Origin of the sequence: Paludisphaera rhizosphaerae (assembly GCF_011065895.1) — a bacterium.
Taxonomy (GTDB): domain Bacteria; phylum Planctomycetota; class Planctomycetia; order Isosphaerales; family Isosphaeraceae; genus Paludisphaera; species Paludisphaera rhizosphaerae.
In genome coordinates this window covers 99,910-113,659 of sequence record NZ_JAALCR010000006.1, presented here as the reverse complement: position 1 = coordinate 113,659, position 13,750 = coordinate 99,910, and the positions used below count along the sequence as shown (strand labels likewise).

Here is a 13,750-nt window from a genome sequence, read left to right as displayed (position 1 = left end):
GGCGCCACCTTGTACTGATGAGTCCCCTGCTCTGCCGTTGAGCTAGGGCCGCAAGAACCAAGACCGTTTGGGAGAGAGACGGCCCGACGAACGGGACATATCATCGCCGGTCGCGATGTGAAAGACAAGGCCGGGAGTGCTAGGGTTCGTTACCGATTCATTCCCCACCTTTGGGCCAGCCAGTCGGCCAGACGTGTCTCCAGCCAACGGCGGTCTCCACGCCAGGGGCGGCGGGCGATGTAGCCCAGGTGGCCGCCGGCCGGGAGGAGTTCAAACCGCACGTTGGGCGGGAACTGGACGCCGTCAAAGACCGAGCCCGGGATGAACGGGTCGTCGGCGGCGTGGACGACCAGGCCGGGGATCGCGATCTCCGGCGCCAGCGGCCCGGCGCTGCTCTTGCGGTAGTAGTCCTCGGCCCCGTCGAACCCGTTGCGGGGGGCCGTGTAACGGTCGTCGAACTCATAGACCGAACGGACGCCCTCGATCCCCGCCGGCCCCAGGTCGGGAAAGCGTGCGTGCAACCTGCGCACCTCGCTGCGCAGCCAACGGACGAAGCTCCAGTCGTAGACTCGGTTCTCGCGGCGGAGCATCGCCTGGCAACAGGCTGAGAGATCGATCGGCGGATTGGCCGCGACGACGGAGTCGATCGGGGCCCCCTCATACGACGACCGCGACGCCTCCGCCGCCAGCTTCAGAGCCAGGTTCGCCCCCAATGAGAAGCCCACGACGGCGATCGGCGACCCCTGGGAACTCGCCGCCAGCCAGGCCAGCGCCTCCTGAACGTCCTCCGTCCGACCGGCGTGATAGATCCGCCGGGCCATCCCAAACCCCGCCCCGGCTCCTCGCAGGTTCATCCGGACGGCTCGAACGCCTAAATCGTTCAGGCGTCGTGCCATACGAACGATGTACGGAGCCTCGGCCGAACTCGCCAGGCCGTGCAGCAGCAGGGCCGCCGGAGCGCCTGGACGCCAGCCGTCGGGAGTTGAATCAAGTAAGGAGAGGCGGTCGCCGTCGGGGAGGTCGATCGTCTCGGCCCGCGAAGGAACTCCGATCCGGTTCGGCCCGATGTAGCGACCGACGATCGTCTGGGCATGGCCGCCCCGGAACCAGGGGTGGGGGTCGAAGGAAATCGGCAAGCCGTTGGGCGGATCAAGAGAGTCCGGCATGAAACTTGGATAGATGGGCCGTGCGGTCGACCGAGGGAACGACGTCGTCCCATCCTGAAGGGCCGCCTCAGCATTGTACGAGGCCCGTCGCATCCGGGACCACCCGCGTCCTCGCGACGACCGGCCAGCGAAATCGAAGAAAGCCCCTGGGCGGGGTTCTCTCACTTGTCTAGGATGTTCACACGCGGAAATCTGCGCACACCCCGGAAACCACCCATCCCCGGGCACCAAGGATCAAGGCATCCCATGGCTGACATCGTCATCATCAATCCCAGATTCGAGCCGTCGTACTGGGGGATGGACCACCTGCTTCCGTTCATGGGGAAGGCTGCGAACTTGCCGGTCGCCTCGCTGCCGTTGCTGGCGGCCCTGACCCCCGAAGAACACACGGTCACGCTGATCGACGAGAGCGTCCAGGAGATCGACTTCGACCGCTGCGCCAAGGCCGACATCGTGGCGATGACGGGGATGAGCGTTCAACGGTTCCGCATGAAGGAGATCATGACGGAGCTGAAGGCGCGAGGCTGCTTCGTCGTCCTCGGCGGCCCGTGGATCACGGTGCAGGAAGATTACTTCGACGACGAGCCGGCCGACGCGATCTTCATCGGAGAGGCCGAGGAGACCTGGCCGCAGTTCCTCCGCGAGTGGAAGCAGGGGCTGAACCAGTATCGCTACGAGCAGCTCCAGAAGACCGATATGTCCAAGGTGACGACGCCCCGCTTCGACATGCTCGACATGAAGCGGTACGCCTTCGGCAGCCTCCAGTTCTCGCGCGGATGCCCGTTCCAGTGCGAGTTCTGCGACATCATCGTGACCTTCGGACGCCGCCCCCGAATCAAGACGAATGAGCAGGTGATCGCCGAGCTGGAGGCGATCTGGAAGACGGGGATGCGGATCGCGTTCGTCGTCGACGACAACCTGATCGGCAACAAGAAGGCGATCAAGCTGGTCCTCAAGGACGTGATCGCCTGGCAAAAGAAGCACGGCTACCCGCTCAGCCTGTTCACCGAGGCGTCCATCGACTTGGCCGACGACCCCGAACTGATGGACCTCATGACCGAGGCCAACTTCGTGGCCGTCTTCATCGGCATCGAGAGCCCCAACGAGGAAGCCCTCCGCGAGACCAAGAAATTCCAGAACGTCCGCCAGGGGGGGACGCTGCTGGAGAAAATCCGGCGCATCCAGGACGCCGGCATGGCGGTCTGGTGCGGCATGATCATGGGGTTCGACAGCGACGATCACACCATCTTCGACCGTCAGGTGGAGTTCATCCAGAAGAGCCGGATCTCGTTCTCGATGAGCGGGATGCTCGCCGCCATCCCCAAGACGCCGCTGCACGCCCGGCTCGCCGAGGAAGGCCGCCTCGACCTGTCCGACCGTCCCGAGTTCGGCACCAACGTCATCCCCCTGAAGATGTCCCGCGAGGAACTCCTGTCGGGATACTTCGACGTCATCGGCCGGCTCTACGATCCCAAGGCTTATTTCGAGCGGACCGACGCCCTTTTTCTGGACCCGAACTTCGAGATTGGGATCACCAAGAAGAAGAAATGGTGGCGGATCTCCCCACGCTGGGCGATCTCCGAGGCCAAGAGCGCGGTCGAAGGCCTGGTGCTGTACGCCCGACTGGTCCGAAACGTCTCCGATCCCGAGTTGAAGCGCGAATACCGCCAGCGGTTCAAGAACTTCGTCAAGGTCCACCGCCGCCCCGGACTGGTGATGTTCTACGTCCTGCACATGGCGATGCACTACCATTCCTGGACGATGGCTCAGAACGCCAAGAGCGGAGCCCGGGAACTGGTGAACGTTTACTGAGGCGGGCGAAGGCGACGGCCGCGATTCCGCGACCCGGGCTCGCGTCGTATTCGTGAAAAATGGTACAAAAGGGCGAGGAACGGGCGAGTCGACGTCCGATACCTCGCGAACCCTCTTGATCTAGATGCCCAAGACGAAGGGCCGGGGCGTTTCGCCCGCCTCTCACGGCGGGTTTCCGCGCGCCGGAAGGAGTTCCGGCCCGCCCCCCCGATTCATAGCCGCCCCGGCCGATCGCCGGCGACGGCCCTCCTCAACAGAGCCACGCGCAGAAGGTTGACCATGAGCATGACGACGACCGCCCAGGCGTCCACCAAACGCCTCGCCTGGCCGACGATCTTCTACATTGGAGGCATGCACGTCCTCGCCTTGCTGGCGCTCGTCCCCTCCCTCTTCTCATGGTCGGGCCTGTTGATCGGCCTCGCTCTGCACTGGCTGACCGGCGGCGTCGGTATTTGCCTGGTTTACCACCGTCTCCTCACCCACCGCAGCTTCAAGCTCTGGCCGAAGTGGCTGGAATATCCGCTGACGATGATCGGCATGATGGCGTCCGAGGGCGGGGCGATCGGCTGGGTGGCCGACCACCGTCGACACCACGCCTATTCCGACGAGGAGTTGGACACCCACTCGCCGCTCCGGGGGCTGTTCTGGGCTCACATGGGGTGGTTCATGGTCACCGACGAGATCGCCCGCCCCACTGAGGCGTACTACAAGCGTTGGGCTCCCGACCTCTACCGCGACCCTGTCCAGCGTTGGCTGAACAGCGCCTTCATCCTCTTCCCGCTGGGCCTGTTCGCGGCGCTTTACGCCGCCGGCCAGTGGTACGGCGGGATGGGCCTGAGCTGGCTGGTCTGGGGCGGCTTCGTCCGGACCCTCTTCGTCTGGCACACGACCTGGCTGGTCAACTCGGCGAGCCACGTTTGGGGCTACCGCAGCCACGCCACCCGCGACCAGTCGACCAACCTTTGGTGGTGCGCCGCCCTGACTTACGGCGAAGGCTGGCACAACAACCATCACGCCTTCCAGACCTCGGCCCGCCACGGCCTGGACTGGTGGGAGGTCGACCCGACCTACTGGACGATCAAGGTGATGCAGGGCCTGGGCCTGGCCAGTGACATCAAGCTCCCCAAGATCCGCAAGAACGCCGACGGCAGCCTGATCGAGACCGACGTCCGCCCGGCCGTCCCCCCTCGCACGGCCGCCGAGCCGGCCTCCGCCCCCGTCCCCGCGGCCGTCGAGCAGGTCGTGAAGGAGACGAAGCCCCAGGAAACCGGGGTCTGATCGATGTCTTTCAGGAGGCCCTCCGTCCACCGGGGGGCTTCCTTCATTGTCCGCGACGCCGACCCGCCTCGACTCCACGCCTAGCGGTGGGAACGTCGCGACTCGGGCATCTCACCGCGGATGAAGGCGGCGACGGCGCGGGGATCGTCCAGATCCAGCTCGAACGGAATCCACAGGCCGGTGGACTCGTCGAGGAGGGCCGCATCCGTCTTGCCGCGGAGGGTGGTCTCGGACCTGGTCCAGACGAGGCGGTCATCCTCATTGGTGAATCCCTGGCTGTCCCACTGACCGACTCCGCCGACCGCCGCACGAAGGGCTGAGCGGACGGCGTAGACGGCGTCGAGCGCCTTGGGGTGCTCGCCGATGGCCTCGGGATAGACCCGGATGGCGTAGATCGCCCGGACGCTCTCCAGGTAGTCGCCCAGCCAACGGGCCGCCGAAGGGGGACCGCCGCTCTCCAGGCTGTCGATGAACTCGGCGACCTCCTCGGCGCCCAGTGTGTTCGGGCCGACGGGGTTCAGCTCGATCGTCGCCCAGACGTGGTGCAGGTCATTGGCGTCTGGGCCGATCGCCAGGTAATTCCCCAGCATCCCGGGATGGTCGACCGACCAGACGGCCCCGAACGGGACGGCCCGCTGGAGGGTGGCGAGGGGGATGTTGCGGTCGTCGACGGTCAACAGGCGGAGATAGTCACCCATCGGCCGACTCCGTCGTCAAGTCCCCTACGCAAGCGATCGCGCCTCGCCTGGTGTGTTGTCGTTGAGGGGTGTCGGCGTCTATCTGAGAGACCGCTGCGCCGGGACGACCCGAAATCGAGGGCTGCGCTCGAAATCCTCTCAGAAAATAAACTAGCAGCGCCCCATTGAGGATGCAAGGGACCACGAAGACCCAGGCGTCGGCCCCCAGACCGGCCCTCCGAACCCACTCGCCGGCCGCCAAACTCCCCAGGAGCGAGGGGAGCCCCGTCGACGCCACCAGGAAGAGGGCCTGGACGCTCGCCCGGTGGGTCGCCGGCGCACGGCCATCCAGAAAGACCTGACCGCCGATCGAGAAACAGGCGATCCCCACCCCCTGCAAGACCCCCACTCCGACCGCCAGCCAGAGCGGAGGATGAAGCGACAGGATGAGATAACGAAGGGTCCACGCGCCCAGCCCCAGCGCCATCGTCCCCTTGTATCCGAGTCGCGTCAGCAGCCAGGGCATCGCCGCCAGGGCGATAATCTCCGGGACCTGGTTGATCGAAACGGCCGTCGCGATCCAGGGCCTCGGCATTCCTCGGGCGGCCAGGTAGCCAGGGACGACCTGGTAGGCCAGGGGGATCGTCAGAAAAACCCCGAAGGTGGTGATCAGGAAGACCCGAACGTCCCGCTCCCGGAGCAGCTCAACTCCTTTGCGGAGGTTGGCTCGCCCGGTCGTCTCGCCCGCCAGGGGGGGCGTGTTGGGGAGCGTCGAGCAATAGACCGCCATCGCGGCTGAAAGCCCCGAGGCGATCCAGAAGACCTCGTGCATTCCTCCCGGACTCACCGACGGGACTCGCCCGCCGTTCAGGGCGAGCATCACGCCCGACACGGCCCAGCCGACGGCCATCCAACCGATGGTCCCCCAGAGCCGAACCGCGGCGAACTCGCGGCGGGGATCGTCCAGATTCCGCATCGCCAACGAGCTGCTCAGGCTGTGCGTCGGCATGATGATCGCGAAGTAGAGCAGGAACGTCGCGCAGAGCGCCGGACCGCCTGTGATCCCGCCGCTGGCCAGCGCCGCCAGCAGAAGCGTCCCCGCCGAATAGGCCGCGACGAGGAAGCTCTGCGTGGGCATCAGCCGGTCGACGAGCTGACCGGCGCCGAGGGGCATGAGCGTGGCCGCGAGGGCCTGCGAGGCAAAGATCAGGCCCCGCCAGCGACCGTCGATCCCTAACTCGGACAGATGGACCCCCAGCAGGGGCCAGAACGCTCCCTGGACCGCGTACAAGAGGCCCATCATCACCGAGAGCCGCCACCGCCCGCGCGTCTTCATCGCCGCTCCGTTCCGCGCCCTCCATCCTCCCATCGCGTCAAAACGACTGTACCAGACGCCGGCCGCAGCCCCCAGGTCACTTGTTAACGGCCTGCATCGCCTGGGCGTGGTAGCGGTCGCCCGTCGCCGAGCCCGCCGGCAAGAGGGAGTCGATCTTCTTCAAGTCCTCATCGGTAATGACGACGTCGGCCGCGCCCAGGTTCTCGTCGAGATACTTCGCCCGCTTCGTCCCCGGGATGGGCACGACGTCCTGCGCCAGCGTCCAGGCCAGGGCGAACTGGCTCGGCGTGCAGCCCTTGGCCTCGGCCATCTCCTCGACGACCTTCACCAGGTCGAGGTTCTTCTGGAAATTGTCGCCCTGGAACCGCGGCGAGTTGCGGCGGTAGTCGTCCGGGGCCAGATCCTCGGGCGACTTGTAGCGGCCCGTGAGGAACCCTCGCCCGAGCGGACTGTAGGCGACGAAGCCGATTCCCAGGGCTCGCACGGTGGGGAGGATCTCAACCTCGGGCTCACGCGTCCAGAGCGAGTACTCGGTCTGGAGAGCGGCGATCGGATGCACGGCCGCCGCCCGCTTGATCGTCTCGGTCGCAGCTTCCGAGAGGCCCAGGTAGCGGACTTTCCCCGACTGGACCAGTTCGGCCATCGCGCCGACGGTCTCCTCGATGGGGACCTTGGTGTCGACGCGGTGCTGGTAGTAAAGGTCGATATGGTCGACCTTCAGCCGCTTCAGTGAGGCATCGCAGCACTCCTTGACGTAGGCCGCGTCCCCCCGGACGCCGAGGAACTCGCCGGCGGGTCCGCGCACGTTGCCGAACTTGGTCGCCAGCACGACGCGGTCGCGACGGTCGGCGATCGCCTTGCCGACGAGCACTTCATTCCGACCCGAGCCGTACATGTCGGCCGTGTCCAGGAAGTCGCCCCCCTCGTCGAGGAACCGGTGGATCACGCGGATCGACTCGGCGTCGTCCTGATCCTTGGGGTCGTAGAACTCGCTCATCCCCATGCAGCCCAGGCCCGGAGCGCGAACTTCGAGAGGCCCCAGCTTGTGGATCGGCAAATCGTGCGGCATGCGTCGATACCCTCGTCCTTGGTCGGATGTCCGATGACAGTATAGAATCGAGGACAAGGGAAGGGCCCCGCGCGGGCCGATCCGCCCGGGGGGACCGATGATCTGCCGAGTGCTGCCGTACCGCGTCGCCGATGGACCGACCAACATGGCCCTCGACGAGGCCATGCTCGAACACGTGGCCCGCGATCCGTCCGAAGCCTGGTTCCGCACCTACGGCTGGTCGGTCCCCACCCTCAGCCTGGGTTACTTCCAGCCATGGGCGGAGGTCGAGGCCGAGCCCCGCTGGCGAAACGCCGCCAAGGTGCGCCGCGCCACCGGCGGCGGGGCGATCTGGCATGAGCACGAACTCACATTCGCGATCGTGATCCCTTCGACGCACCCACTCGCCCGACCGAACACGGCGCTCTACCGGGCCGTCCACCGGGCGACGGCCGAGATCCTCGCCGCGCACGGCCTCGACGCGCGCCGGCACGGCGACGTCGACCCCGCCGCCGAGGCCTCGCACCCGTTCCTCTGCTTCGCCGGCCGAGACGGCGAGGACCTGGTCGCCGGCGGCGTCAAGCTCGTCGGCAGCGCCCAGCGGAGGAGGGCGGGGGCCGTCCTCCAGCACAGCTCGCTCCTCTTGCGAAGAGCCGCCGCCGTCCCCGAACTCCCCGGCGCGGCCGACCTGGCCGACCTGGCCGACGACCCCCGCGCCTGGTCCGGCGTCGTCGCCGACCGGCTTGTCCGCGACCTTGGAATGGATCCCATCCCCGCCGACCCTCCCGACGACATGCTGACCGACGCCCTGCGAATCGAGCGGGATGTCTACCGCACTCCGGGATGGAACCACAAGCGCTGATGCGCGACCCAGAAAGGCGCAAACGCATGTTCCTGGCAGCCGCCATCCAGATCTCCTCGACGACCGACGTCGGACGCAACCTGGCGACGATCGAGGCTCTCGTCGACCGCGCGGCCGGCTATGGGGCGAAGTTCGTCGCCACGCCCGAGAACTCCAACTTCCTCGGACAGGCCGACGAGAAGGTGAGGCTGGCGGAATCCTTCGACGGTCCGACCTGCAGGCGATTCGCCGACCTCGCGAAGCGGCACGGAATCCACCTGTTGCTCGGCTCGTTCAACGAGCGAGGGACTTCCCCGGAGCGCTGTCGGAACACGAGCGTCCTGTTCGGCCCGGACGGCTCTCGGCTGGCGGTCTACCGCAAGATCCACCTCTTCGACGTCGACCACTCCGAGGCCGTCCGGGCGATGGAGTCGCGAACGATCGAGTCGGGAGACGAGCACGTCGTCGCCGAGACCGCGCTGGGGAATTTCGGCCTGAGCGTTTGCTACGACCTTCGCTTCGGCGACCAGTATCGCCGGCTCGTCCGCATGGGGGCCGATGTCATCTGCGTCCCCGCCGCCTTCACGGCTCGGACCGGTCGCGACCACTGGTCGGAACTCCTCCGCGCCCGGGCGATCGAGTGCCAGTCGTTCGTGATCGCCCCCGCGCAATACGGCCGCCACGGCGAGGCCGAGCTGCGCGAGAGCTACGGCCGGGCGATGATCGTCGACCCCTGGGGCGTCGTCCTCGCCACCGCCCCCGACGTCGCCGAAGGCCTCGCCCTGGCCGAGATCGACCTGTCGCGCGTCGCCGAGATCCGCCGGGCGATCCCGGTCGGGAAGTACGCCTCGACATGAGGCCCTCGCGACGGCTGTGTTATCTCTCCGATCCTTCCTCTTCGCTTCCGTCTGGGCTCTCACTTGCGGCCCTGTTGGCGGCGCGTCGTCGACTGCATCCGTCAGCGACGGACGATCAGGTCGCCCAATCACGCTGGGTAGGCTACGACGACTCGACAGCCAGTTGGACGAGCAACGGCCGGAGTGGGGGGGCCGGTTCGCCGAGATTCTCCAACTCGAGTCGCGCCTCGAAGAAACCAGGGGCCTGCGTGACCGCCAGCTTCAGAGATCGCCGTGCTCGCTCCCGATCGCCCATTCCCAGGAACGCCATTCCCAGGTGGAAATGGGCCTGCGGAAAGAAGAAGAGCAGGCCGACCGCCCGCAGAGCGTGCTCGCCGGCGCGTTCGTGGTCGCCCAGCATCCAGGCCGCCCGGGCCAGGCCGTTGTGCGAATGAGGGTCGTCGTCGTCCATCGCCAGCGCCTTGGCGAATGCTCGCGCCGCGTCTTGCCAGCCCTGACGAGCCAAGTGCAAGTTGCCGATCAGGCCGAAGAGCGCCGCGTCCGGGGGATAACGTCGCTCACAATCGGCGAGACGGCCGAGGGCGTGTTCCGGCTGTCCGTCGTGGAACCAGGCGGCGGCGAGCAGCAGGTCACCGTCGGGCGACCGCCGACCGGATGCTTCCAGGCCCTCGACGATCGCCAAAACCCGACGATGCTGGCCGAGGTCGGCGTACGCTCGAGCGAGCGCCAACGCATACCGGTCGTGGCCGGGGTAATCGTCGTGCAGCGCCTCTAGCAATACGAGGGCTTCCTCGGTCCTTCCGTGACTGGAGTGCACGGCCGCCAGGTTGAATCGGGATTCGGCCTCTGCGATGGCCACGGCCTGCCGCTGTTCCGCGGTCGCGGCCGGGAGGTAGCCCAGGGCGATCAACTGCTTGAGGGCGGCCGGCGATTCGAGCTTGGTCTGCCGGGCGTCGGCCGGGTGTCTGCCGTCATCCCCCGGCAATCGGTCCCAACTGGGAATCATGGGAAACGACGGAGACGGTCGTTCCATCGCCTGCAAGAGCGGCCTGCCGTCCATGTCCCGACCCACGGGAAGACCGAACTGGTGCAGCACCGTGGGCGCGACGTCCAGCAAGGTGGCGCCGTAAATCCGTTCGTCCGCCAGGATGCCCGGGCCTCGCATCGCCAGCACGCCGTAGTGTCGGTGCCACGCCGCCGCGTCCTCCTCCACCGACCCGGCGGGCCCGGATGGCCGCAGGTGGTCGCAGTGGAACCCGTGGTCCGAGACGAGCAGAACCGTCGCCTCATCGCCGGCGAGGTCCAGCAATGTGCCGAGCATCTCGTCGTGAAACAGGTACAACTCCCGCATGACGCCCTGGTAGCGTCGGAAATCGTTCTCGGCCACCGTCGCCATGCGAGGCGGGTGGTAGGGCATGAATCGATGCCCCGCGACGTCCAGACCGTCGTAATAGACCGCCAGGAAATCCCACGGCTCGGCCTCCATCAGTGTGGTCGCCACGCTATGGATCGACACGGTGCGGGTCACGACCTCCGCCAGCCTCCAGGGGCGAGGGTCGGCCGCGAGGTCGATCCGGTCGATCTCTGGGATCAGGCGGCTCAGGTCGGGTGGGCTCAACTCGGCCGGGTGCATCCGGCAATCCGCCAGCTTCGGGATGAGCGACTCGGGATGGACGGCGCCGGCCGTCACCGGCCAGAGCTCGCCAGGGCGCGTGGGAAGCCCGTCGAAGAAGCGGTCGGAGACGCAAACCCCGCGGATCGGCTCGGCCGGATGGCTGGCGTACCAGTTGACCACCACGCAGTCCAAGCCGCTCTGCGAAAGCATGTTCCAGAGGGCCTTGGTGGTCCTTGACGTACTCGTGGACGGCCGAACGCCCGCCCCGTCCGGGATCGGCTCCACGAAGCCGGAGATGCCGTGCTTGTCCGCCGTCTTGCCGGTAGCGATCGACGTCCAGAGGATCGGTGACAGGCAAGGTCGGAGACTGGCGAGATTGCCGATCACGCCCCCCTCCACCAGCCGCGACAGGTTCGGCATCAGGCCGGCGTCCAGCAGCGGGTTGATGAACTTCCAATCGGCCGCGTCCCAGCCGATGAGCAGGACCTTCGAGGCCAGTCGCGGACCAGTCAACGGGCCACCTCCGAGCGCCAAAGAAACGGCCCATGCCAGCGTCGGCATGGACCATTTCGGTTTCGGTCAAGTTCCGTCGGCAACGACCGTTCGCCCGGGCTCAGACGGCGCGGCGACGAAGGCGGAAGGCGGTCAGGCCGGCCAGGCCCGTCGCCAGCATCGCGAGCGACGCGGGCTCGGGGACTGCGGAGACCTGGCCGACGGCGATGCTGGCGCCCGTGTCCTCGTAGGCGTAGCCAATGATCGAACGCGGCTGGCTGTTGTAGGTGCTGGACAGGCTGATCTGCAACCAGCCGTAATTGATCGCCCCCGTCGATTCGTTGAGGAACCGGAAGCCGATGTAGTTGCCGGTGCTATTGAGTTGGAAGGCGGTGGAACCAGTCGTCTCGATACTGGCGGTCCGGCTGTAGGTCGCTGCGCCGTCCACGATCGTGCCGATCGCCAGGTTGTCCACGAGCGTCGTCGAAGTGCCCAAGCCGCTGACAATACCGTCATTGGGCGAGGCGGAGTTGTTCGCCCAGGCAAAGAACGCGCTCGAACCCCAAAGATTGAGATCCCAGCCCGCAACGCTGCCGGGGCTCGTTCCGGTGACGCCGGTCACCACGTTCAGATAAATACCGGCGGTGGCGGTCGGGATGTTGATATTGACCGGCCCACTGTAGACGACGTCCGCGTGGGTCGTCCCGGCCTGGCCCACCAGCCCAGCCCCCGTCGCAGCCGCCGCGACCGTGGCTGCCCTGGCCAGAATACGATCGGCGTTTCCGATGAGACTTGCCTTGCGAGTTGCCACAGTCATTGAAAGACTCCACCTATCCGTATTTGCAATAATCCGAACTCAGACGATGACGATAGATATCATGTCTCCATCGCAGCGGCGATTGAAACTAATCGGGCAGAACAGGCCGATCAAGAATTGTGGTGGATCACTCGAAAAAAATGGCGATCGCGTTGCTCAAACACAACAGAGGTTGATCTTGCATGGCGTTGTGTCCACACACTCCATGCGAACCCCTGGGCAAGATGGGGGGATCTGATCTCATTAGCTGGCCACCGACCACGCCGGCTGGCTACGCGCTGAGAACGGGTGGAACAGAGGATTCAGCCAATCGCTCTTATCGCCTAAAACACCCAGGCCCGACATTGATGCCCGGCACAGCCCGGATGAGTGGCCTTGTGCACGTCGAGACGCTCGCGAGAGGGCTCCGGACGAGGTATGGTGGCTGGGGAACCCCACCCTGACCGGAACGGCCGCGAGGAAGCACGATGAGCAGCGAGACGACTCCCCCCGTCGCCGACGAACCGGCCCCGAAGACGGCTCGGCTCGATTCCATCGACGCCTACCGCGGGTTGGTGATGTTCCTGATGATGGCCGAGGCCCTGCGCCTCGGCGCGATGGCGAAGAACTTCCCCGAGAGCAAGGTCTGGAAATTCCTGGCCGAGCAGCAGTCGCACGTCGAATGGGTGGGCTGCGTCGTCCACGACATGATCCAGCCGTCCTTCTCGTTCCTGGTCGGCGTCGCCTTGCCGTTCTCGATCGCCTCGCGCGCCGCAAAGGGACAGTCGAAGCGGCAGATGACGCTCCACGCCCTCTGGCGAGGTCTGGTGCTGGTGCTGCTGGGCGTCTTCCTGCGGTCGGTCGGCAAGCCCCAGACGAACTGGACCTTCGAGGACACGCTCTCGCAGATCGGCCTCGGCTATCCGATCCTGTTCTGGCTGGGCTGGCAGTCGCGGAGAGTGCAGGGGGGGGCCCTGGCGGCGATCCTGCTCGGCTACTGGCTCCTGTTCGCGGCCTATCCCGCGCCGGGGACGGACTTCGACTTCCCCGCCCACGGGGTCGCGGCGGACTGGCCTCACCACCCGACCGGTTTCGCAGCACACTGGGACAAGAACAGCAACCCGGCCTGGGCCTTCGACCACTGGTTCCTGAACCTGTTCCCTCGCGAGAAAGCCTTCGAGTACAACCGTGGCGGCTACGCCACGCTGAGTTTCATCCCGACCCTCGCCACCATGCTCCTCGGACTGTTGGCTGGGCAAGCACTTAGGGAACAACGCCCCTCGTGGAACACCGTCGGCCGGCTCGTCCTCGCCGGGGTCGTCGCCACGGCCGCCGGCTGGGGGCTCGGCGCCGTCGGAGCCTGTCCAGTCGTCAAACGGATCTGGACCCCCTCCTGGACGCTCTATTCCGGAGGCCTCTGCTTCCTGATCCTCGCCGGTTTCTACACCGTGATGGATATCCTGGGCTGGAAGGGCTGGGCCTTCCCGTTACGAGTCATCGGGATGAACTCCATCGCCGCCTACGTGCTGGCTCACCTCGTGGAGAACTTCATCACCGAGGCCTTCCGCACCCACCTCGGCTCTGACGTCTTCCAGGCCTTCGGCGCTCCGTACGAACCGTTTGTGCGGGGCGTCGGGATCTTGTCAATCCTATGGCTCATCCTATTCTGGATGTACCGTCGCCAGCTCTTCCTGAAGGTTTAGGGAAAATGAATTGGCTCCGGCCCTGGTTTTGCTATTCTGGATCGGCCAGAAGAAACACCCAGAGTCCGCTACCGATACAAATTTTCTGAACCACCTAAATCACCCATGTTGTACACTTGCTTTGAACGT

11 protein-coding genes are annotated in these 13,750 nt (G+C 66.2%); 5 read left to right on the top strand and 6 right to left on the bottom strand.

Annotated features, from left to right (window positions below; all coding sequences use genetic code 11):
- Positions 1–149: 149 nt before the first annotated feature.
- Positions 150–1,259, bottom strand: a complete 1,110-nt coding sequence (locus G5C50_RS09445; protein WP_240907031.1) for a YheT family hydrolase — start codon at positions 1,257–1,259, stop codon at positions 150–152.
- A gap of 153 nt (positions 1,260–1,412) precedes the next feature.
- Between G5C50_RS09445 and G5C50_RS09440 the strand changes: the two genes are divergently transcribed.
- Both G5C50_RS09440 and G5C50_RS09435 read left to right on the top strand, forming a co-directional pair.
- Complete coding sequence (locus G5C50_RS09440) at positions 1,413–2,978, top strand: B12-binding domain-containing radical SAM protein (RefSeq protein ID WP_165068211.1); 1,566 nt, start codon at positions 1,413–1,415, stop codon at positions 2,976–2,978.
- Positions 2,979–3,257: 279 nt separating this feature from the next.
- A complete protein-coding gene (locus tag G5C50_RS09435) occupies positions 3,258–4,256 on the top strand; it encodes an acyl-CoA desaturase (RefSeq protein WP_165068208.1) in 999 nt (332 codons plus the stop codon).
- A gap of 80 nt (positions 4,257–4,336) precedes the next feature.
- Here the strand turns inward: G5C50_RS09435 and G5C50_RS09430 are convergent, their stop codons facing one another.
- The 3 genes from G5C50_RS09430 to G5C50_RS09420 form a co-directional block, all read right to left on the bottom strand.
- Positions 4,337–4,954: a hypothetical protein gene (locus G5C50_RS09430; RefSeq protein WP_165068206.1), complete on the bottom strand. Its 618-nt coding sequence runs from the start codon at positions 4,952–4,954 to the stop codon at positions 4,337–4,339.
- On the bottom strand, positions 4,947–6,269 hold the full coding sequence (locus G5C50_RS09425; protein ID WP_165068204.1) for an MFS transporter: 1,323 nt from the start codon (positions 6,267–6,269) through the stop codon (positions 4,947–4,949). Before G5C50_RS09425 ends, G5C50_RS09430 begins: the two co-directional genes overlap by 8 nt.
- Before the next feature lie 76 nt (positions 6,270–6,345).
- Positions 6,346–7,338, bottom strand: a complete 993-nt coding sequence (locus G5C50_RS09420) for an aldo/keto reductase (protein WP_206107628.1) — start codon at positions 7,336–7,338, stop codon at positions 6,346–6,348.
- A 97-nt stretch (positions 7,339–7,435) separates the two neighbouring features.
- On the opposite strand from G5C50_RS09420, the gene G5C50_RS09415 reads away from it, so the two are divergent.
- Positions 7,436–8,179 carry a lipoate--protein ligase family protein gene (locus G5C50_RS09415; protein WP_165068201.1) on the top strand — a complete coding sequence of 248 codons (744 nt, stop codon included), beginning with the start codon at positions 7,436–7,438 and terminating at the stop codon, positions 8,177–8,179.
- 26 nt (positions 8,180–8,205) lie between these two features.
- Complete coding sequence (locus G5C50_RS09410; RefSeq protein WP_165068198.1) at positions 8,206–9,015, top strand: carbon-nitrogen hydrolase family protein; 810 nt, start codon at positions 8,206–8,208, stop codon at positions 9,013–9,015.
- A gap of 142 nt (positions 9,016–9,157) precedes the next feature.
- Here the strand turns inward: G5C50_RS09410 and G5C50_RS09405 are convergent, their stop codons facing one another.
- On the bottom strand, positions 9,158–11,143 hold the full coding sequence (locus tag G5C50_RS09405) for an alkaline phosphatase family protein (protein WP_165068196.1): 1,986 nt from the start codon (positions 11,141–11,143) through the stop codon (positions 9,158–9,160).
- A gap of 100 nt (positions 11,144–11,243) precedes the next feature.
- A complete protein-coding gene (locus G5C50_RS09400; RefSeq protein ID WP_165068193.1) occupies positions 11,244–11,939 on the bottom strand; it encodes a PEP-CTERM sorting domain-containing protein in 696 nt (231 codons plus the stop codon).
- Positions 11,940–12,406: 467 nt separating this feature from the next.
- On the opposite strand from G5C50_RS09400, the gene G5C50_RS09395 reads away from it, so the two are divergent.
- Complete coding sequence (locus G5C50_RS09395) at positions 12,407–13,621, top strand: acyltransferase family protein (RefSeq protein ID WP_240907030.1); 1,215 nt, start codon at positions 12,407–12,409, stop codon at positions 13,619–13,621.
- Positions 13,622–13,750: the final 129 nt, after the last annotated feature.